This window comes from Nitrospira sp. Vd2 (genome assembly GCF_979581665.1).
In genome coordinates this window covers 59737-77655 of sequence record NZ_CEFZSK010000040.1, presented here as the reverse complement: position 1 = coordinate 77655, position 17919 = coordinate 59737, and the positions used below count along the sequence as shown (strand labels likewise).

The 17919-nt window shown below is 63.0% G+C and carries 12 protein-coding genes and 3 pseudogenes; 9 read left to right on the top strand and 6 right to left on the bottom strand.

The features are described from left to right. Positions 1-68: 68 nt before the first annotated feature. From AC1U7K_RS17025 to AC1U7K_RS17010, 4 genes and pseudogenes are all read right to left on the bottom strand, one after another. Positions 69-3194, bottom strand: a complete 3126-nt coding sequence (locus AC1U7K_RS17025) for a multidrug efflux RND transporter permease subunit (protein WP_480252896.1) — start codon at positions 3192-3194, stop codon at positions 69-71. Continuing rightward, positions 3191-6308: pseudogene (locus AC1U7K_RS17020) on the bottom strand (multidrug efflux RND transporter permease subunit). Before AC1U7K_RS17020 ends, AC1U7K_RS17025 begins: the two are co-directional and overlap by 4 nt. Positions 6309-6522: 214 nt before the next feature. After that, positions 6523-6759 (bottom strand): annotated as a pseudogene (locus tag AC1U7K_RS17015) (hypothetical protein); the annotation flags it as partial. A gap of 125 nt (positions 6760-6884) precedes the next feature. Then, a pseudogene (locus tag AC1U7K_RS17010) lies at positions 6885-7490 on the bottom strand (efflux RND transporter periplasmic adaptor subunit); the annotation flags it as partial. Positions 7491-7784: 294 nt separating this feature from the next. Between AC1U7K_RS17010 and AC1U7K_RS17005 the strand changes: the two are divergent. From AC1U7K_RS17005 to AC1U7K_RS16995, 3 genes are read left to right on the top strand one after another with little or no spacing between them, the layout of a single operon-like run. Continuing rightward, complete coding sequence (locus tag AC1U7K_RS17005) at positions 7785-8408, top strand: RNA polymerase sigma factor (protein ID WP_480252895.1); 624 nt, start codon at positions 7785-7787, stop codon at positions 8406-8408. After that, a complete protein-coding gene (locus tag AC1U7K_RS17000) occupies positions 8405-8716 on the top strand; it encodes a hypothetical protein (protein WP_480252893.1) in 312 nt (103 codons plus the stop codon). Before AC1U7K_RS17005 ends, AC1U7K_RS17000 begins: the two co-directional genes overlap by 4 nt. After that, a complete protein-coding gene (locus AC1U7K_RS16995; protein WP_480252891.1) occupies positions 8713-9153 on the top strand; it encodes a hypothetical protein in 441 nt (146 codons plus the stop codon). Before AC1U7K_RS17000 ends, AC1U7K_RS16995 begins: the two co-directional genes overlap by 4 nt. An 85-nt stretch (positions 9154-9238) precedes the next feature. Here AC1U7K_RS16995 and AC1U7K_RS16990 read toward each other — a convergent pair whose 3' ends face one another. Beyond that, a complete protein-coding gene (locus tag AC1U7K_RS16990) occupies positions 9239-10474 on the bottom strand; it encodes a hypothetical protein (protein ID WP_480252890.1) in 1236 nt (411 codons plus the stop codon). Positions 10475-10855: 381 nt separating this feature from the next. Here AC1U7K_RS16990 and AC1U7K_RS16985 point away from each other — a divergent pair, with 381 nt between their 5' ends. The 3 genes from AC1U7K_RS16985 (at position 10856) to AC1U7K_RS16975 (ending at position 14274) form a co-directional block, all read left to right on the top strand. Next, positions 10856-11530, top strand: a complete 675-nt coding sequence (locus AC1U7K_RS16985; RefSeq protein ID WP_480252888.1) for an HAD family hydrolase — start codon at positions 10856-10858, stop codon at positions 11528-11530. 168 nt (positions 11531-11698) lie between these two features. Then, the gene (locus AC1U7K_RS16980; RefSeq protein WP_480252886.1) at positions 11699-12148 is read left to right on the top strand and encodes a hypothetical protein; all 450 of its coding nucleotides are present in this window, start codon (positions 11699-11701) and stop codon (positions 12146-12148) included. Beyond that, a complete protein-coding gene (locus AC1U7K_RS16975; protein ID WP_480252885.1) occupies positions 12145-14274 on the top strand; it encodes an amylo-alpha-1,6-glucosidase in 2130 nt (709 codons plus the stop codon). The genes AC1U7K_RS16980 and AC1U7K_RS16975 overlap by 4 nt, the downstream gene beginning before the upstream one ends. A gap of 282 nt (positions 14275-14556) precedes the next feature. On the opposite strand, the gene AC1U7K_RS16970 is transcribed toward AC1U7K_RS16975, so the two are convergent. After that, positions 14557-15108 carry a hypothetical protein gene (locus tag AC1U7K_RS16970; RefSeq protein ID WP_480252883.1) on the bottom strand — a complete coding sequence of 184 codons (552 nt, stop codon included), beginning with the start codon at positions 15106-15108 and terminating at the stop codon, positions 14557-14559. A gap of 529 nt (positions 15109-15637) precedes the next feature. Here AC1U7K_RS16970 and AC1U7K_RS16965 point away from each other — a divergent pair. From AC1U7K_RS16965 to AC1U7K_RS16955, 3 genes are all read left to right on the top strand, one after another. Next, the gene (locus AC1U7K_RS16965; protein ID WP_480252882.1) at positions 15638-16258 is read left to right on the top strand and encodes a cation efflux transmembrane domain-containing protein; all 621 of its coding nucleotides are present in this window, start codon (positions 15638-15640) and stop codon (positions 16256-16258) included. A gap of 297 nt (positions 16259-16555) precedes the next feature. Then, a complete protein-coding gene (locus tag AC1U7K_RS16960; protein ID WP_480252880.1) occupies positions 16556-17164 on the top strand; it encodes a DedA family protein in 609 nt (202 codons plus the stop codon). A gap of 219 nt (positions 17165-17383) precedes the next feature. Beyond that, positions 17384-17836, top strand: a complete 453-nt coding sequence (locus AC1U7K_RS16955) for an ankyrin repeat domain-containing protein (protein ID WP_480252879.1) — start codon at positions 17384-17386, stop codon at positions 17834-17836. The last annotated feature ends 83 nt before the right edge of the window (positions 17837-17919 follow it).

Below are 17919 nucleotides of genomic sequence, written 5' to 3'. Positions count from 1 at the left end.
AACCGACTACAATGGTGCTGCTGTCGGCGCGCGGTCAGCATGAGATTGGATTCTCCTCCTCCGTGCGCTTATTGAGGATGAGAGCCGAGCAGATCGCTCCTGCCCGTTGAACGAGTGGCATGGGGCGCGAGCGCACGAGCACGCAGGCGAAGACGATCGAGAAACAGGTAGACGACGGGCGTGGTGTAGAGGGTCAGAAGTTGACTCACCATCAAGCCCACGACGATCGCAATCCCCAAGGGCCGGCGGAGTTCCGCCCCCGCGCCGGTGCCAAGGGCGAGCGGCAGCGCGCCGAGCAAGGCCGCCATCGTCGTCATCATGATCGGGCGAACGCGTAACAAGCACGCCCGATAAATGGCGTCCACGGGTGCCGCCCCACGGTGCTCCATGTCCAGCGCCACGTCGATCATCATGATCGCGTTCTTTTTCACGATCCCGATCAAGAGGAAGATGCCGATCAGGGCCATGACGTTCAGGTCCATCTTGAAGAGGAGCAGGGCGAGCAAGGCCCCCACGCCCGCCGAGGGCAAGGTGGACAAGATCGTCAACGGGTGCACGTAGCTCTCATAGAGCATGCCGAGCACGATATAGACGCTGACGAGCGCGGCGAGAATCAGCGCCGGTTGGTTCGCCAGCGAAGCTTGAAAGGCTTTGGCCGTGCCCTGCAGGCTTCCGCGAATGCCGTCCGGAAGGCCGATCTCGTGCATGCTGCGCGTGATCGCATCGACGGCGTCCCCAAGGGAGGTATTGGGAGCCAAATTAAACGAGAGGGTGATGCCGGGAAACTGACCCTGGTGGTTGACCGACAGGGCCGCTGCGGTGGTCTCGTAATGTGCAAATGCGCTCAAGGGGACCTGCGTGCCGCGGGGTGATCGGACATAGAGATCCTGGAGGGTATCGGGATGTTGCCAGTATTGCGGCGCGACGCCCATCACGACGTGATATTGGTTCAACGGTGTGTAGAGCACGGACACTTGCCGCTGACCGAACGCGTCGTAGAGCGTATCGTCGATCAACTGCGGCGTGATGCCGAGGCGCGACGCCGTGCCGCGGTCGAACACAATCGACGATTGCACGCCTTTGTCTTGCTGATCGCTATTGACGTCCACGAGCGCCGGGGGCGTGCGCAGTTTCTGCTCGACGCGAGGCGCCCAGCGGTTCAGTTCCGCGAGGTCGTCCGCCTGCAACGTGTACTGGTACTGGCTGCTGCTGGCGCGGCCCCCGATCCGAAGGTCTTGCACCGCTTGGAGGTAGGTGGGCGCCCCCGGGACCTTGGACAGTTTGCCTCGCAGCCGAGTGATCACCTGGTCGGCGCTCAGCTGCCGTTCCTCCAACGGCTTCAGCCCAATGAACATCCGCCCCGTATTCGTCGTGGAACTCGGACCTCCGCCTCCCGCAAATCCAATCACCGTGTCGACGGCAGGATCGGTCGCGATGATCTCCGTAACCTCGGTGAGCTTCTGCCGCATCGCCTGAAACGAGATATCCTGCGCGGCCTGAATTGTTCCACTCAGCCGCCCCACATCTTGCTGCGGGAAGAACCCCTTCGGAATGACGAGGAACAACGAGATACTGACGACCAGGGTCGCAAGGGTGAGTGCCAGCATGACGTTTGGATGACGGAGGGCGGCTGAGAGACTCGTCTCATAGCGTGACAGCATCCAGCCTGCGGTTCGTTCTGCCATGCGGGACACGGCGCCTCGCCGGTGCCACGGCTTCCGGTCGAGCAGCCAAGCACACATCATCGGCGTGGTGGTCAGGGAGATGAGCAGCGAAAGAAGAATCGCGACCGAGAGCGTGACCGCGAACTCGCGGAAGAGGCGACCGACCATGCCGCCCATCAGAAGGATCGGGATGAACACGGCAACGAGCGAGACGCTCATCGAGAGGACGGTAAAGCCGATCTCTCTCGCGCCCCGAAGCGCCGCCTCCAAGAGAGAGACCCCCTGTTCGCGGTACCGTACGATGTTCTCGAGGACCACGATCGCATCGTCCACCACGAAGCCGGTCGCGACGGTCAGCGCCATCAACGAGACGTTGTCGAGGCTGTACCCGAGCAGGTACATGGCGCCGAAGGTACCGATGAGCGAGACGGGGACCGCGACGGTGGGGATCAGCGTCGCGCGCCCATCGCGCAAGAAGGCAAAGACCACCAGGACCACGAGGAAGACGGACAGCAGGAGCGTCCGTTCGACGTCGCGCAGCGAGGCGCGGATCATCGGTGTGCGATCCAACACGACGGACAGCGACATGCTCCCGGGGATCGCGGCTTCTAAGTGCGGAAGGATGGCGCGTACGCGATCGACAGTTTCGATGATGTTGGCACCCGGCTGGCGATAGATGATCACGAGCACGGCGGGCTTGCCGTTGGCCAAGCCGGTCGTCCGAATGTCCTCGACCGACTCCGCTACGTTCGCGACATCGCCGAGTCGCACGGCCCGATCGCCCGTATAGGCCACCACCAACGGCAAATAGTCCTCCGCCTTCCGAAGCTGATCGTTCGTGTCGATCTCCCAGGTGCGTGTGCCGTCGGTGAGCTGGCCCGTCGGACGATTGACATTCGTGCTACTCAGGACACGCCGGACGTCTTCAAGGCCGATCCCATAGTGATTCAACGCGGTGAGATTTACATCGATTCGGACCGCGGGAAGCGAGCCGCCGCCCACGCTGACCTGGCCCACGCCCTCGACTTGGGAGAGCTTTTGCTGGAGCATCGTCGAGGCGGCATCGTACATCCGGCCGCGATCGACGAGGTCCGACGTCAGCGCGAGGATCAGAATCGGCGCGTCGGCCGGATTCACTTTTCGATGGGTCGGGTTGTTGGGCAACGTCGCCGGGAGCGACCCGCGGGCCGCGGTGATCGCGCCCTGGACATCGCGCGCCGCCCCGTCGATGTCGCGCTCCAAGTCGAATTGCAACGTGATGTTCGTGGAGCCCAAGGTGCTCGTCGAGGTCATTTCCGTCACGCCCGCGATCCGACCCAATTGCCGTTCGAGGGGGGCGGCGACCGACGTGGCCATGGTCTCGGGACTCGCGCCCGGCAGTGTCGCGGACACCGTGATGGTCGGATATTCGATTTGCGGAAGCGAGGCCACAGGGAGGAGCCGAAACGCGAGCAGCCCAATGAGGGCCACCGCAATCGTCAGCAGCGTCGTCGCCACGGGCCGGCGAATGAACGGAGCGGCGAGATTCACGGCTGCTCAGCCTCGAGGCTGGAAGTGGCCGTCAAGTACGACCCCTGTCTCCGGAACCGTTTCGCGAGCCGGTCGAAGGCGAGATACATCACCGGCGTCGTATAGAGCGTGAGCAATTGGCTCACGACGAGGCCGCCGACGATCGCGAGTCCCAACGGGCGGCGAAGCTCAGCGCCCACGCCTGTGCTCATGGCGAGAGGAAGGGCACCGAGCAGGGCCGCCATCGTCGTCATCATGATCGGCCGGAACCGCAACAGGCACGCCTCATAGATGGCCTCCGTCGGCGACCGTCCCTGCTCGTGCTCGGCCTGCAAGGCGAAGTCGATCATCATGATCGCATTCTTCTTCACGATGCCGATCAACAGGATGATGCCGATTAGCGCGATCACGGTGAACTCCGTTCGTGCGAGCAAGAGCGCGAGCAGGGCCCCGACCCCGGCCGACGGCAGCGTCGACAGGATCGTCAAGGGGTGGATATAGCTTTCATACAGAATTCCCAAGACGAGATAGACGGCGACGAGGGCCGCAAGAATCAAGAACGGCTGATTGGCGAGTGCGGCTTGAAACGCTTCGGCCGTTCCTTGAAAACTCCCGCGGATGCTGGCCGGAAGCCGCACCTCATCGGTCGCGCGTTCAATGGCCTCCACCGCGTCACCCAAGGAGCTGCCCCGCGACAGATTGAACGAGAGCGTGACGGCAGGAAACTGACCCTGGTGCGTGACGGTCAGCGGTGTCGTCGTCTCGGTGAGGGCCGTGAAGGCGCTGAGCGGCACCTGACCGCCGAAGGCGGAGCGGATGTAGAGGTGGTCGAAGGCCTGCGGCCCGGTCTGGAATTCCGGCTTCACTTCCAGCACCACTCGGTACTGATTGAGCTGCGTGAAGATCGTGGAGACGAGCCGCTGGCCGAAGGCGTCGTACAACGTCTCATCGATGAGCTGCGGCGTGATTCCCAGCCTCGCGGCCGTACTGCGATCAATCGTCAAGAACGCCTGCAGTCCATGATCCTGGTGGTCGCTGCTCACGTCCTGGAGTTGCGGGAGCTGGCGCAACTGATCCACCAGCTTCGGGGCCCACTCGGTCAGCTCCTTGGCATCCGGGTCTTCCAGTGTGTACTGGAATTGCGTCCGGCTGATCCGGTCCTCGACGGTGAGGTCTTGGACCGGCTGCATGAAGAGCCGGATGCCGTCCACCGCGGCGACGTGCCGTTGCAGGCGCCGGATGACCTCCGTCGCGCTGAGCTTCCGCTCCGCGAGGGGGCTGAGGTTGATCAGGATGCGACCGCTGTTGAGCGTGGTATTCATGCCATCCACACCGATAAAGGATGAGAGGCTCTGCACCGCCGGATCTTGAAGGATCACCCGAGCAATCTCCTGCTGCCGTCGGGCCATCTCGGCGAAGGAGACCGAGGGAGCGGCTTCCGAGATGCCGAGGATCAGCCCCGTGTCCTGAATCGGGAAGAAGCCCTTCGGCACGACCAGGTACAGGAGAATCGTCAGGACGAGCGTGACGACGGCGACGATCAGGGTGGCGCTCTGGTGGGCCAACACCCACCGAAGCGTGCCGGCATAGCGGTCCAGTAGGCACGACAGCGCGTGCTGCAACAGGTTGGCGACAGCGCCCTCCCGCGATGCCGGTGTGCGCCTGAGGAGCTTGGCCGCCATCATGGGCGTGAGGGTGAGCGAGACGAGGGCCGACACGAGAATCGTGACGCCGAGCGTGATGGCAAATTCACGGAAGAGGCGCCCGACGACGTCGCCCATGAAGAGCAGTGGAATCAGGACCGCGATGAGCGAGACCGTGAGGGACAGGATCGTGAAGGCGATCTGCTGCGAGCCCTTGAGCGCCGCCTGGAGCGGCGGCTCTCCGGCTTCGATGTAGCGGGCAATGTTCTCGACCATCACGATCGCATCGTCCACGACAAAGCCGGTGGCAATCGTCAGCGCCATCAACGTGAGGTTGTTGAGACTGAAGCCCATGAGATACATGGCCCCGAAGGTCCCGACGAGCGATAGCGGGACCGCCGCAGCGGGGATCATGGTCGCAGACAGGGTGCGCAAGAAGAGGAACATGACCATCACGACCAGCGCGACTGCCAGCATCAACTCGAACTGCACGTCTCTGATCGATGCCCGGATGGTGGTCGTCCGGTCGGTGAGCACGGTCACGTGCACCGCCGCGGGTAGCGAGCTCGCGAGTTGAGGGAGCACCTGCTTGATCCGATCGGCGACTTCGATGACATTGGCGCCGGGTTGCCGCTGAATGTTGAGGATCACGGCCGGTCGCTCGTTCATCCACGCGGCCTGCTTCACGTTCTCCACGTCGTCGATGGCCTCGGCCACGTCCCCGAGCTGGACCGGGGCACCGTTGCGATAGGCGACGATCAGCGGGCGATACTCCGCGCTGGTCAACAATTGATCGGTCGCGGCAATAATCGAGGCACGTCGGGCACCGTCGAACGCGCCTTTCGCCTGATTGACGTTGGCCGCGGCGATGGCGATGCGACGTTCTTCCAACGTGAGCCCATAGGCCGCCAAGGCCGCGGGGTTGGCCCGAATCCGGACCGCCGGCCGCTGGCCGCCGCTGAGGCTGACCAGTCCGACGCCGGAGAGCTGCGACAGTTTCTGCGCCAGTCGCGTATCGGCGAGATCCTCCACCTGTGGGAGCGGTAGCGTGTCGGACGTCAACGCGAGCGTCAGAATGGGCACATCCGCGGGATTGACTTTTATTGTAGACGGGCGGGTTGGGGAGGTCGCGGGGCAGGAACGTGCCGGCGGCATTGATCGCGGCCTGCACTTGTTGCTCCGCGACATCCAGGCTCAGGCCCAACGTGAACTGCAACGTGACAATCGAACTGCCGCTCGAACTCGTCGAGGTCATTTGCTTGAGCCCCGGCATTTGGCCGAACTGCCGCTCCAACGGCGCGGTGACCGAGGAGGCCATGACGTCGGGACTGGCGCCAGGATAAAAGGTCAGAACTTGGATCGTGGGATAGTCGACCTGCGGGAGCGCCGAGACCGGCAACTGACGATAGGCCAGCGCCCCGGCGAGCAAGATGGCGACCATGAGCAGCGCAGTCGCGACGGGGCGCACAATGAACAAGCGTGAAGGATTCATGAACGGCGCGCGTCCCCTGGGGGGCCCCGTCGGATCGATGGTGAATCCGGTTTTCCGGGCTCGCCCTGCCGACCGCCGGTGTCCTGGCCGCGAAGTTCGACCTTGCTGCCCTCCCGCAGCTTTTCCGTTCCATCGAGGACGATGAGATCACGGGGGCAACCCCGGCCTCAATCGAGGCCTCATCCCCCTCCGTCGTGCCCACGGTGACGGGCCTGACCGTCACGCTGCGATCGTCCTGCACCACATAGACGAAGGCGCCTTTTGGCCCCCGCTGAATGGCGGCCGAGGGAATGATGGTCGCCTGCTGCTTCTTTTCGATGAGGAGCCGCGCATTGACGAACTGGTTGGGGAAGAGCGCATGGTCGGTGTTTGGGAACAGGGCCTTGAGGCGAACGGTGCCGGTGTTCGGGGCAATTTGGTTGTCGACGGTGACGAGCTTCCCGACCGCCACCCGGTGCTTCTGTTCCCGATCGAAGGCCTCCACGGCAGCTCTTCGCCCGCCTCCAATTTCGGGAGCACGCGCGGCAGCGCATCTTCCGGGATCGTAAAGATCACCGTGATCGGTTGAAGTTGCGTAATGACGAGCAAGCCGTTGGGCTCACCGGCGCGCACCATATTCCCGGGATCGACGAGCCGCAAGCCGACGCGCCCACTGATCGGTGCGGTGATGCGGCTGTAGGCCAATTGCAGTCTCGCGTTGTCGATCTGGCCTTGGTCGGTTTTGAGAATTCCTTCATACTGGGCAATCAGCGCTTCTTGTGTATCCACTTGCTGCTTGGGCACGAACCCTTGCCGGTAGAGATCGCGGTACTGAACCAGGTCCAGCTGCGCATTCTTTAATTGGGCCTGATCGCGGGCAAGCTGTCCCTCGGCTTGTTTGAGCTGGACTTCAAAGGGTCGAGGATCGATCTCGGCGAGGAGATCGCCGGCACGGACCAGTTGACCCTCCTGAAAGAGCACCCGCATCAGTTGGCCATCGACACGGCTTTTCACGGTCACGGTATTCAACGGCGTGACCGAGCCCAGCCCATGGAGGTAGAGGCCGATCTCACCGGATTTGGCGGGGAGTGCCACCACGGGGATGACCCGGACGCCGGTTGAGGCAGGTCCCGCGACCCGGGGTTGGGCCTCTCCGGACCGCGTCAGCGCCGCGTAGCCGGCTACACCGAGCAGGCCGAGCATGACTCCGACGATCAGCGCACGTTTGAGCCCGCGCATCCCCGCGGTCGAGTCCGTCGGTGGCATGGGGACCTTGCGGACATCTTCACCAAACGGCATCATCATGCTCGACAGGCTCCCTCTTGGTTAATCGCTGCTTCGATGGCAGCTCATGCTCTGCACGGACTCGGCAGAATCCGTCGCTTACTAAGTCGGTCGGGAGGTGAGAGAGGTTACAAGGCCGACGTGATGTAACCTCCTCGACCGCCAGGGCGACTGTTATGGTAGCGAGCATGCCTCACTGGTGATGAACGCTGGATGGTCGAACAGTATGAGGACGCATCCGGGGAGGATCGCCAACGTTCCGAAACCGATGAAGCGATCATCGGACGTGTCATTGCCGGCGACGTGGAGGTGTTTGAAAATCTGATCATTCGTCACCAAGCGCATGTTCGGCGGATTGTGGGAGGCCATGTTCGGCCGGACATGATCGACGAGGTGGCACATCAGGTGTTCGTCCGGGCCTATGTGTCGCTGCCTACGTTTTCGTTCCGCGTGCCGTTTCAGCATTGGTTGGCGACGATTGCCGTCCGGACCTGCTACGACACGTGGCGCCGACAAGGGGCGCATCGGGAGGTGCCGGCCAGCGCTATCGCAGACTCCGAGCAGCAATGGGCCGATGCGGTCTTGGCGCAGGAATCGGCCGAGCGCTTCCAGGCGTTGGTGCGGCAACGGGAAGCGGCGGAAGTTGTGGAGGTCGCTTTGAGCCGCCTGTCTCCGGAAAATCGGATGGTTCTCACCCTCGTGCACCTCGAAGGGCGATCGGTGCGTGAAGCCGCGTCCCTGCTCGGCTGGAGCGTCGTGAATGTGAAGGTGCGGGCGCATCGCGCCCGGCAACAGTTACGGAAGGTGATCGAAGGATTGGTGAAGGAGGCGGAATGAAGCGGCAGGATGCGGTCGAGAAGCTCGAGCGGGCCTTGCGACTTGCCTGGCAACGGCGGGAGATACCGCCGCCGAACGAAACCTGGCTGTATGGAGTGATGGTAGACGTGCGGCGACAGGCGAGCAGGGGCCGGGTGTTTAGCGATGCCCCGCGCGTGTTGTGGCGCGCGGCGGCTGTCGTCGCCGTCGTCTCCGCGCTGTTGGTCGGGTCAGCCTTGACGTGGCACCACGGCGCGAGCGGCGCCGCCGTGGAACTGTCTGCCTTGATCACCGGCGTCGATGACTCGTTTGTAACAGGAGAACTATGAGGATCGACTCGGTCAGCCCGGTCAAGTCGTGGCGCATTTGGACAGCGGTCGCGGTCGTCTTTGTCTGTGGGGTACTGGTCGGGATCATCGGCGCGCGGACGTACGATCAGCTACAGCGACAACACACATGGGAGCAGGGGCTGGCGCGGTTGAAGCCGCGCATCATCACGCATCTGACGCGTGAACTCCGGTTGTCGGAGGAGCAGCGCCGCGAGGCCGAGCGCATCATCGGCACCGCCGAATTGGAGTTGTTACGACTCAGACTGGCCCAGCAGCCGCGGGTCGAAGAGATTGTCGGACGTACCACCGAGACGTTGAAGACCGTCTTAACGCCCGAGCAACAAGCGCGACTGCATGAATTGCACGACCGGCTGACGAGACGATGGGCCGCGGACCGTGCGTACCTGGACAAGCTCGAATCCGTCCCTCGGCCGTAACTGCTGGCGCGCGGCCACACCGTCTCCTGTGCTTCGTACGCCTCCTCCCTGTGATCCTTCCTCACGCTTCCTTCTCGTCGGGCTTTTATGGTTTGCTGTGCCCCTCGAAGAGGCTCTGGACCGGGAAGCTGCGCGCGCGTTGTTCAGCGGTCAGGACCTCCCTCGATTTCATGTAGCCTTCCAGCCGCGTCGTCATGATCTTTAGCCGGATATCTTCCAGCTGTCGCAGCTGAGAGTTGAAGGAGTCGCCCCCCGCGGCACGGTTACGGTCGTAGAGTTGGTCAGTCAGATCCAGCTCCATCCCTCGCAGCCTGGCCTCCTCGAGCAGGATCGTCTTGCGCGTCTCTTCCTTCAGCGAGACGAGCTGCGCGACCTGGTCGCCGGAGAGGTGGAGCGCATCAATTTGATCCAAGAAAAAATCAAAGCGCCGGGGTTCCGCGGGGTCGCTCGGAGGCCGATTGCCCGTGTGCCCGTATCCATGAGTGGAGGCCTGTTCCGCGCGGCGCTGCTTCAGTTGATGCAGTCGGGCTCGTTGGTCCGCCGCCAGGAGGCGCTCAACCCGGTCGGATAGGTCGAACAGTTTTGCAAAGAGCTCGGCCTCCATGTCCCCGGTCTTGGTCATCTTTTCACGAAGCTGCTCAGGGCGCACGTCGGGAGTCAGGGCCAGCTCATCCCCTTCGACTCGATTGAGATCGACGACCGTGCCCATTCGGATGAGATCGGCCCGTCCTTCTGCGAGCAGGGTTCGCAACGCCTCGGCCTGCTCGTCGGTGAGCCGGAGATCGTCCTGCCAGGTGTAGGGTTGCGCAATACCTTCGAGGGACAACAACGCAATTTTGATCGTCGCGCCCTGAGACATCTGGACGGTCAGGGGTGGATGCCACAGGTCTCGCAGGCGCTGGCGTTGGCCGTCGGTCAGAATGCCCTGCAGTTTGGTGAGCGTCTCGATGAAGAGGGAGAGCTCGTCCGTCTCGATTCCACCCGTTAACGTGTTTGCGGTCCGATAATCGGCTTGAGGCGCGAGCAGACCGTAACGGCGCTTGTCCTCCAGTTCCTGAAAGATGCCGATGAGGATCGCCTCCTTCAGCCACATGTCCTTCTTGAATGCGCGGAGCAGATCCGCGATGGCCTCTTGTTGTGTTTCGCTCAAGTGTAATGTGCTGTCATGCCCTTCGTATTCGTGCGCGATCCGTTCGATGAATCGAATCATGCGCGGTCCGGGAGTAAATTCCATGGACGCCGTCCGGGCACGCGCGACATCCGCAGCCCCCACGCACGCGATCACCATCGCGATCATCAGGTGTCGTATCCCTCGGCTCATGGTCGACCTCCGCATGAAAAATATGGATGGCATTGAGAGCGCTGACTGTACATCACATTCTGGCGGCAGCCGGCGTTGAGCTCAAGAAGAGGAGGGCCTGATGGGAGCGTGTCGGGGGCGGCGGTGCCGTTCCGTCACGACCAAACATAACATCGGCTGATCTCTGCTGATCGGCGAGGCGCTCGACCACTGACGCTGTATGGTAGGATGCCGCTGAGCGGTCGGCCCATCCGGTACGTGCCGGACGCGCCGCGGAGATGGCAGCTGTGGCGATTTCCGGCCCCTGACGTGGTCCATGCAGGGCAGGCTTGGCCGCCTTGCGACCGGCGTTGGCCCTTCCCGGCAGAGCCAAGAAGCTGATTTCGAACATCCAATGGGAGCATGAGCGTGACTCGCGTCGGCGCCGTGGTGTTCGATCTGGACGGCGTGCTGATCGATTCGGAGTCGGTGTGGGACGCCGTGCGTCGAGCCCTGACAGAAGAATGGGGCGGCCAGTGGCACGGCAATGCTCACCGCGACATGATGGGAATGAGCGCGCCGGAGTGGTCTTGCTATATGCACGAGCGCTTGCGGGTGCCGCGGTCGCCAGGGGAAATCAATGTCGAAGTCGTGCGCCGGATGGCCGATGCCTATGCCACTCATCTGCCGCTGCTCCCGGGCGCAGTCGACTGTGTGCGTCGCCTGGCACTGCACTGGCCGCTGGCCGTTGCGTCCTCGTCCAATCAAGAATTGATTGATGTCGTGCTGAGGGAAGCCGGCCTGCAGCAGTGCTTTCGAATCGTGCTGTCCAGTGAAGAGGTAAAGAGCGGGAAGCCGGCGCCCGACGTGTATTTGGAGGCGGCGAACCGGCTGGGCGTACGTCCGATGGCGTGCGTGGCAATCGAGGATTCAGCCAACGGGATTCGGTCGGCCATCGCCGCCGGCATGCGTGTCGTAGCGGTGCCGAACCGGCAGTATCCGCCGGGTCACGAGGCGCTTGACCTCGCGCAGGCCGTCGTTCCGTCGTTAAGGGAGATCACGCCGGAGCTCGTCACTCGCGTCGGATCGGCACAGTGAGCGAAGCGGGTGGGAACGACCGAGGACCTGCTCTCTTTCCCTCACGCCATCGCCGCGTTGGTCTCTGGTGCCGCGTGATCCAAGATCGATCTGCCAACGTCCGCGGCGGCGCGAAGGACCGTGTGTCGGTGGTTGCCCGCGGCTGGTACGATAACAGCAGGACTTAGCATGGAGATTTTGTCGTGGCGGGAGGTCGATCTGCTTGGAGTCATGCTCGCCGGCTTCATCGCAGGCTACGTCATGGCCGTGGCGGGGCTCTGGGCGGGAAGTGTGCCGGGCCTTGTGGCTGTCGATATCGCGGACTTGGGCCGGCGCTACATGGTGTCTGATAGTCCCATGGCTTGGCTCATCGGCATCGCCTCGCATCTCATCAACAGCATCCTGCTCGTGCTGGTGTGGGCGGCGGTCATCGAGCCGAATCTCGCATGGCCAAGACCGCTAGAAGGCATCGTGTGGGGAGTCGCGCTGGCCGTGTTCTTTGCCGGTGCTCTGGTCGCTCCGGTCTCGGGTCTCGGGTTGATGGGCTGGAAGACGCGCAGTCCTCGGTTTGCCGTGACGAACCTCCTGCTGCACGTGCTGTGGGGCGCGATCGTTGGGATCGTGTACGTGCCGCGATGACCGGCGAAGTGCGGGTGCTCACGCCGGTAACGGTGTTGCACGGCGGCCGGGTCGCATTGGCATGTGCCGTGGACGGACAGCTCCGCTCCCATCAGCTGCATGGATTGTTTGCCGGTGATACGCGGGTCTTGTCGACCTACCGCCTTGCAATCGGTGGGAAGTCGTGGCAGTTGTTGGGACGGTCTCTGCAGGGTCGTGCAACGGCACAGTGGGAATTTCAAAATCCCGGTCTCCGATGCGTCCAAGATGAAATTCCCTCCGGGCGCTTGTTGCTGAGCCTGCGCCGTCGGGTCGATGGCATCCTGCATGACTGTCTTACCATTCGCGGCTTTTATCCGAAACCCGTGACCGTCCGGTTCGCGATCCAGCTCGATGCGGATTTTGCCGACATCTTCGAAGTACGGCGCCGTATCATTCGCCCCCGCCTGAACGTGCGTCGGGACGGCCGGCTTTGCGGCGGGGTCCTCGCCTACGAGTACGGCGGGTTCAGCCGAAAGCTCCACATTGAGTGCGCCGGTCCACACGCCGGCCCTTCCTATGCAGGCTCACAATTGCTCTTTGATGTCCAACTCGAGCCCAACACTGAATGGATGTGCTGCCTCGACGCCATTCCGGAGATCGATGGAGAGCGGTTCGCTCTCTCCGGTGATCCGCATGGGCCTGAGCCGAGCCCAGCCAGGGACTATTGCCGGGTGACGGTGCGGACGGCCCCCATACTCGAGCGCCCGCTTACGCGCGGGCGTGAGGATTTTTATTCGCTCGCCGTCACGCGAGGCGGCCGACCCCCCTATGTGGCGGCCGGAGTCCCATGGTTCCTGGCACTGTTCGGTCGCGACACGCTGGTCAGCGCGTTGATGGCCGGGCTGGACGGCGTCTGGCCCGCGCTCGGCGCGCTGGAAGCGCTCGGCGCACTTCAGGCGACACGCCGCGATGACTTTCGGGATGCGGAGCCCGGTAAGCTCCCGCACGAGGTTCGGCACGGAGAGCTGGCGACCCGAGGCGAGATCCCGCATGCAGCCTACTATGGCGCGCACGATGTTCCGGCGTTGTACTGTCTTGGTCTATGGCATGCCTGGCGCTGGACCGGTGACCGAAGCCTCTTGGATGCGCACCTGCAGACCGCTCGAATGGCGTTACGATGGTGTGAGGAACTCGGTGATCGCGACCATGACGGCTTGCTCGAGTACGCGACTCGCGGCCGTCAGGGCTACTACAATCAGGGTTGGAAGGACGCAGGTGATGCCATCGTCGATGAAGAAGGCCGGCTCGCGCCGTTGCCACTCGCGACCATCGAGCTACAAGGCTATTGGTTCGCCGCCCAATTGGCGATGGCCGAACTCTTGGAAGAGACGGACCAGACGGCTGACGCGAGCCGCCTCCGCAAGGCGGCCTCGGACCTCTACCGTCGCATCGACGAGCGGTTTTGGATGCCGGAGCGGCAGTTCTACGCCATGGCCCTCGACGGACAGAAACGACAGGTCCCGAGCATCTCATCCAACCCCGGCCATCTCCTTTGGACCGGCGCGGCACATCCCAGCCGCGCGGCAGCAGTCGCGGCGCGATTGTTGGAACCCGATATGTTCTCGGGGTGGGGGCTCCGCACGCTGTCCGCGAAACATCGCGCGTATAATCCGCTCTCCTATCAACTGGGGTCGGTCTGGCCGCACGATACGATCTTGGCCGCGGCCGGTCTCTGGCGCTACGGATTCAAGGAGCCGGCCTCGCAGATGATCCTCGCGTTACTTGAGGCGGCTGCCGCCTTTGAGGCCGAGCGGCTCCCCGAGCTGTTCTGCGGCCTGGACCGAACGCATGGCTTGCCGGTTCCGTACGAAGAAGCGAATAGTCCGCAGGCCTGGGCGGCCGTCGTGCCGATTCTGGCCGTGCAGCTCTTTCTCGGGCTCGTCCCCGACGCGCCTCGGCGACGCTGCGTCATCGCGCCCTTCCTCCCGCCGTGGTTGCCGCGGTTGGAAGTGCACGGCATCGCTATCGGCGAGGGGCGGATCGATGTCACTGTCAGTCGCCGCGGGGCAGAAACATTCGTCGATCATCTCAACGCGAAGGATGTTGAGGTCCTTCACACGTCGAGTCCGGCTCCACTGTGGGGCCTGCCTCCCACCATCTCGTGACGACCTTCATTGTGTCGGCAACGGGTCAGTGACTTGTGTCGACCCCGCTGGCGTATCGGTGCTCCACGCATCGAATCGGCGTTGACTCTGATCTGCAGCGACGTCCCCGTAATCCCCTCCATCACCAGTGATCACGGCAGAGTGATCGCACTCGCATGGCTTCATCCGCGCAGCCGTATGTATCCCTGCGGTCCGCGTCCTGCCGTCCGGTGGGCTCGCTGCTTGCGCCTTCATCAGCCTGATAAAGAGATTTGTCATGAATTGGCTTCACGGGTTTGACCGTCACGGCCGTGCCGATCCACCGCTTGAGCCTTCATCGACAGTGCTCTGATTCAGTGAACGCCCGTCCGTTGGAGACTCTTCACTGGTCCCGCTGTCCACTCGGGAGCCGCTCGCAACCTGCCGCGCTCTGTCAGCATGACGTTGCGCATCCGTGCCCATCTGCTCGACATCCTGTGCCGCCTGTCTCAGATCACGAACAGCGCGGGGATCGTTCGTATCGGACGCCTCTTGTATTTTGTTGGCCTTCGCTCTTGCCGCTTGCGCCTTCTGGCGCGCATCCTGCGCTGCCTGTTGGGCGTCGCTCTTGGCGCTACCGAAGAGCTGATCGGCAAGCTGTTGGGCTTGTTGGGCCGCCTGCTCGGCCTTCTTGGCGTGCTCGCTCGCTTTGGCCCCAAGTTGCTGAAGCTCTTGCTTGGCTTTTTCGACGGACCCCTCCGCGCCCTGCAGAAATCCCTGTGCATGCGCGCGCGATGGCAGGCTTCCGCCGGCGAGCAAGCAGAGCATTAATACCGCGATTCCAACCAGCTTAATCGAGTGTCCCTCTGTCCTCATGACCGCCTCCGTTCGGTGTGAGTGTGGCTCGTCCAAAGATATGGCATGACCGTGTGTTTCGCAGTCGGCCGGTGTGATGCCACCGTGCCGACGAAACACATACTGACCCGCAAGACCGACTCCGACGCTGAACACGACGAACGGTCCTTCGCGTCCGAGACAGCGGGACCGTCGACTCACGGATGTCAGTATGCGCTTTCTCTTCCGCACGACGCTTTTGCGTACGCGGTCGGTCTAGATATCAAACGCCTTTTGTAAGGACAGCGCTTCGCCCTATCGCCCCTAGTCGGTCACGTACCTCTCGACGTACTGTGGAGTCGAAAGAGGTGACACATGGCCGCTCTTCGGCGTCCGATTCGGAACGTGATTCATTGTTGCGATGCCGTGCTGAAGAAACTCCGAGAAGGCGAACCGCTCAATGTGGCAGAACGTCTCGTACTCCAGTCGTGCGCGATGAAGCTGCGTCGGAAGCTCGTGCAGACTCAATTCATCGACGGGCCTACGACGTCAGCCGAGAGGGGGCGCGGGAATGGAGTGTAGTGCCGATGCGTCCAACGGCCGGGGGCAATGGCTCCAGTATGTGACGATCGGGTGGAACGTCCTCGAGTGCAGCGTCGCGTTCGTGGCGGCGCTCCTCGCGGGAAGCATCGCCCTTCTCGGATTTGCCTTCGATTCGGCCATTGAGGTCATCAGTAGTCTCGCCGCTCTCCGGCGGTTGCGATCCGAGCACGACGGGAAGGCCAAGCGGCATGTTGAACGGAAGGCGCACAAGATCATCGGCCTCAGCTTCCTGGTGTTCGCCGCCTATGTCTCGTATGAGGCGATCGCGGCACTGCACGGGCATCGCACGATGGCAGAGAGTTGGATCGGCATCATCCTGGCCATCGGCTCGCTGGCCCTATTGCCGTGGCTTACGGCCGCGAAGCGCCGTGTTGCGGAATGTCTGGGGAGCGCAGCCTTGCAGGCGGAAACTCGCCAAACGCAAATCGCCCTGTACTTGTCGGGAACCCTCCTGATCGGCCTGGTCCTCAACGCCACGTTGGGATGGTGGTGGGCCGATCCTGTGGCAGCGCTGTTCATGGTGCCTGTGATGCTTCAGGAGGCCTCCCGTGCCCTCTTGCCAGCGCGGTCCTTCGTGCAGATCCGATAAGGGGCATCGTCGGCTTGGCGGTGCGAAGTGTCGGGGTCTCCCAACGACGGCGGCTGACGCGGCGCATCGAGCCCGCCCGTTGTCCGACGACCTTCGTCGAATCTGAACCGCTGGAAGCCGACGTGCCGCATCAACGAAGACGGCGTTGGAGCATCGAGGGCAACGGAGCGGGCCACACGGAGTAGCGAGAGTCGAGGAGGCTGACACCACGCCGTGACTCGTGCTAAACACTGTCGCGGGGTCGGTCAGTCAGCGGTGGCGGCGCGAAAACGGCACTTCCGAGCTGTGGTGGAGAGAATGGACTTTGCTGTCGACTTGATCTCTCATCATGGATACGCCGCACTCTTTGGGCTGTTGGTGCTCGGGATCGTCGGGTTGCCGATCCCCGACGAGGCGCTCCTTACCTTCGTCGGCTATGTGTGTTTTCGAGGTGAGTTGCATCCGCTTCCGGCGGTGATCACGGCGTTCCTTGGTACGGCATGCGGCATTACAATCAGCTACGGACTGGGGCGGGCCCTTGGCCTGCCGGCCTTGAATAAAATGGGTCGACTCCTGCACGCACAGCCACACCATATCATGCGCGCCCAACGGGCGATTCAGCGGTGGGGTGCCTACGCCTTGCCGGTCGCGTATTTTCTGCCGGGCGTCCGGCATCTTGCGGCGTTGCTTGCCGGCACGGCACGTGTCTCCTTGAAGCACTTCGCGGAATTTGCCTATCCCGGTGCCCTGGTGTGGTGCGGCACTTTCATCGGGATCGGATATGGCCTGGGAGCTGAGTGGAGCCGATTCTCGCCTCCGATCCATCGCGCCGTCGTACTCGTGGCATTGACTGTGGTAGCCGGGATCGTCGTGGCTCTTGTCCTGATCCGATGGCACGAGCGACGAAAGGCGGAGCCGGCGAACTAGCAATGCCCTTTGCCGACACGCGGAATCAAGGCAAACGGAGGATCAAGTGAACCATGGCTCGGTGCGATCACCGACAGGAATAGCTGACGGGAATGTCTCACGCGAGTGAAGTACCGAGAGTGGTGGCATGAGAGCGGCTATTCAGGGACAACGGCGCACCTGACCTCCATAAGGATTGCCGCCGGAAGGATTGCCGCCGGCTATGCTTCTACACGTGCTATGAATTATTTTGTCGGCAGGCTCTGCGCGTTGGCCGCGCTCGCGCTTTTGCTCCAAGGCTGCGCAGTCCCCCTCTGGAGTGCGGCGAGCGCCGGTGATGCCGAATCACTGCGGCAGATGCTTGAAAGCGGGCGCAATGCCGACATCGCTCTGCCCGTGTTCCGGACGACGCCGCTTATATTGGCCGCTGCGCATGGAAACGGAGAAACGGTGGGACTGCTACTGGATGCTGGGGCGAATATCGATGCCGAGGACCTCACCGGATGGACGGCGCTTCATGCCGCCGCATTCAAGGGCAACACGGCGACGCTTCGCGTGCTCCTCGAGCGTGGCGCTCGTCTGCCGGCTGGGAAATGGTATCTGCCGACGCCGCTTGCGATCGCGCAACACCTTGGGCACACCGAGGCGACGGATCTGCTCCGGCACGCTCACATCTCCCTGACGGAACGGTGACTGGGCCGATTCGCGCCCGGCTGGTCCACCTTAGATTACGTCTCGTGAGCGTGAGGTGTGCGCGAGCGCGAATTTGCACCTGC

Coding starts and splice junctions, on each gene's coding strand:
- AC1U7K_RS16960 (WP_480252880.1), top strand. CDS start 16,556: ATGGACTTTGCTGTCGACTTGATCTCTCATCATGGATACGCCGCACTC.
- AC1U7K_RS16955 (WP_480252879.1), top strand. CDS start 17,384: ATGAATTATTTTGTCGGCAGGCTCTGCGCGTTGGCCGCGCTCGCGCTT.
- AC1U7K_RS16980 (WP_480252886.1), top strand. CDS start 11,699: ATGGAGATTTTGTCGTGGCGGGAGGTCGATCTGCTTGGAGTCATGCTC.
- AC1U7K_RS16975 (WP_480252885.1), top strand. CDS start 12,145: ATGACCGGCGAAGTGCGGGTGCTCACGCCGGTAACGGTGTTGCACGGC.
- AC1U7K_RS17000 (WP_480252893.1), top strand. CDS start 8,405: ATGAAGCGGCAGGATGCGGTCGAGAAGCTCGAGCGGGCCTTGCGACTT.
- AC1U7K_RS16970 (WP_480252883.1), bottom strand. CDS start 15,108: ATGAGGACAGAGGGACACTCGATTAAGCTGGTTGGAATCGCGGTATTA.
- AC1U7K_RS16985 (WP_480252888.1), top strand. CDS start 10,856: ATGAGCGTGACTCGCGTCGGCGCCGTGGTGTTCGATCTGGACGGCGTG.
- AC1U7K_RS16965 (WP_480252882.1), top strand. CDS start 15,638: ATGGAGTGTAGTGCCGATGCGTCCAACGGCCGGGGGCAATGGCTCCAG.
- AC1U7K_RS16990 (WP_480252890.1), bottom strand. CDS start 10,474: ATGAGCCGAGGGATACGACACCTGATGATCGCGATGGTGATCGCGTGC.
- AC1U7K_RS17005 (WP_480252895.1), top strand. CDS start 7,785: ATGGTCGAACAGTATGAGGACGCATCCGGGGAGGATCGCCAACGTTCC.
- AC1U7K_RS16995 (WP_480252891.1), top strand. CDS start 8,713: ATGAGGATCGACTCGGTCAGCCCGGTCAAGTCGTGGCGCATTTGGACA.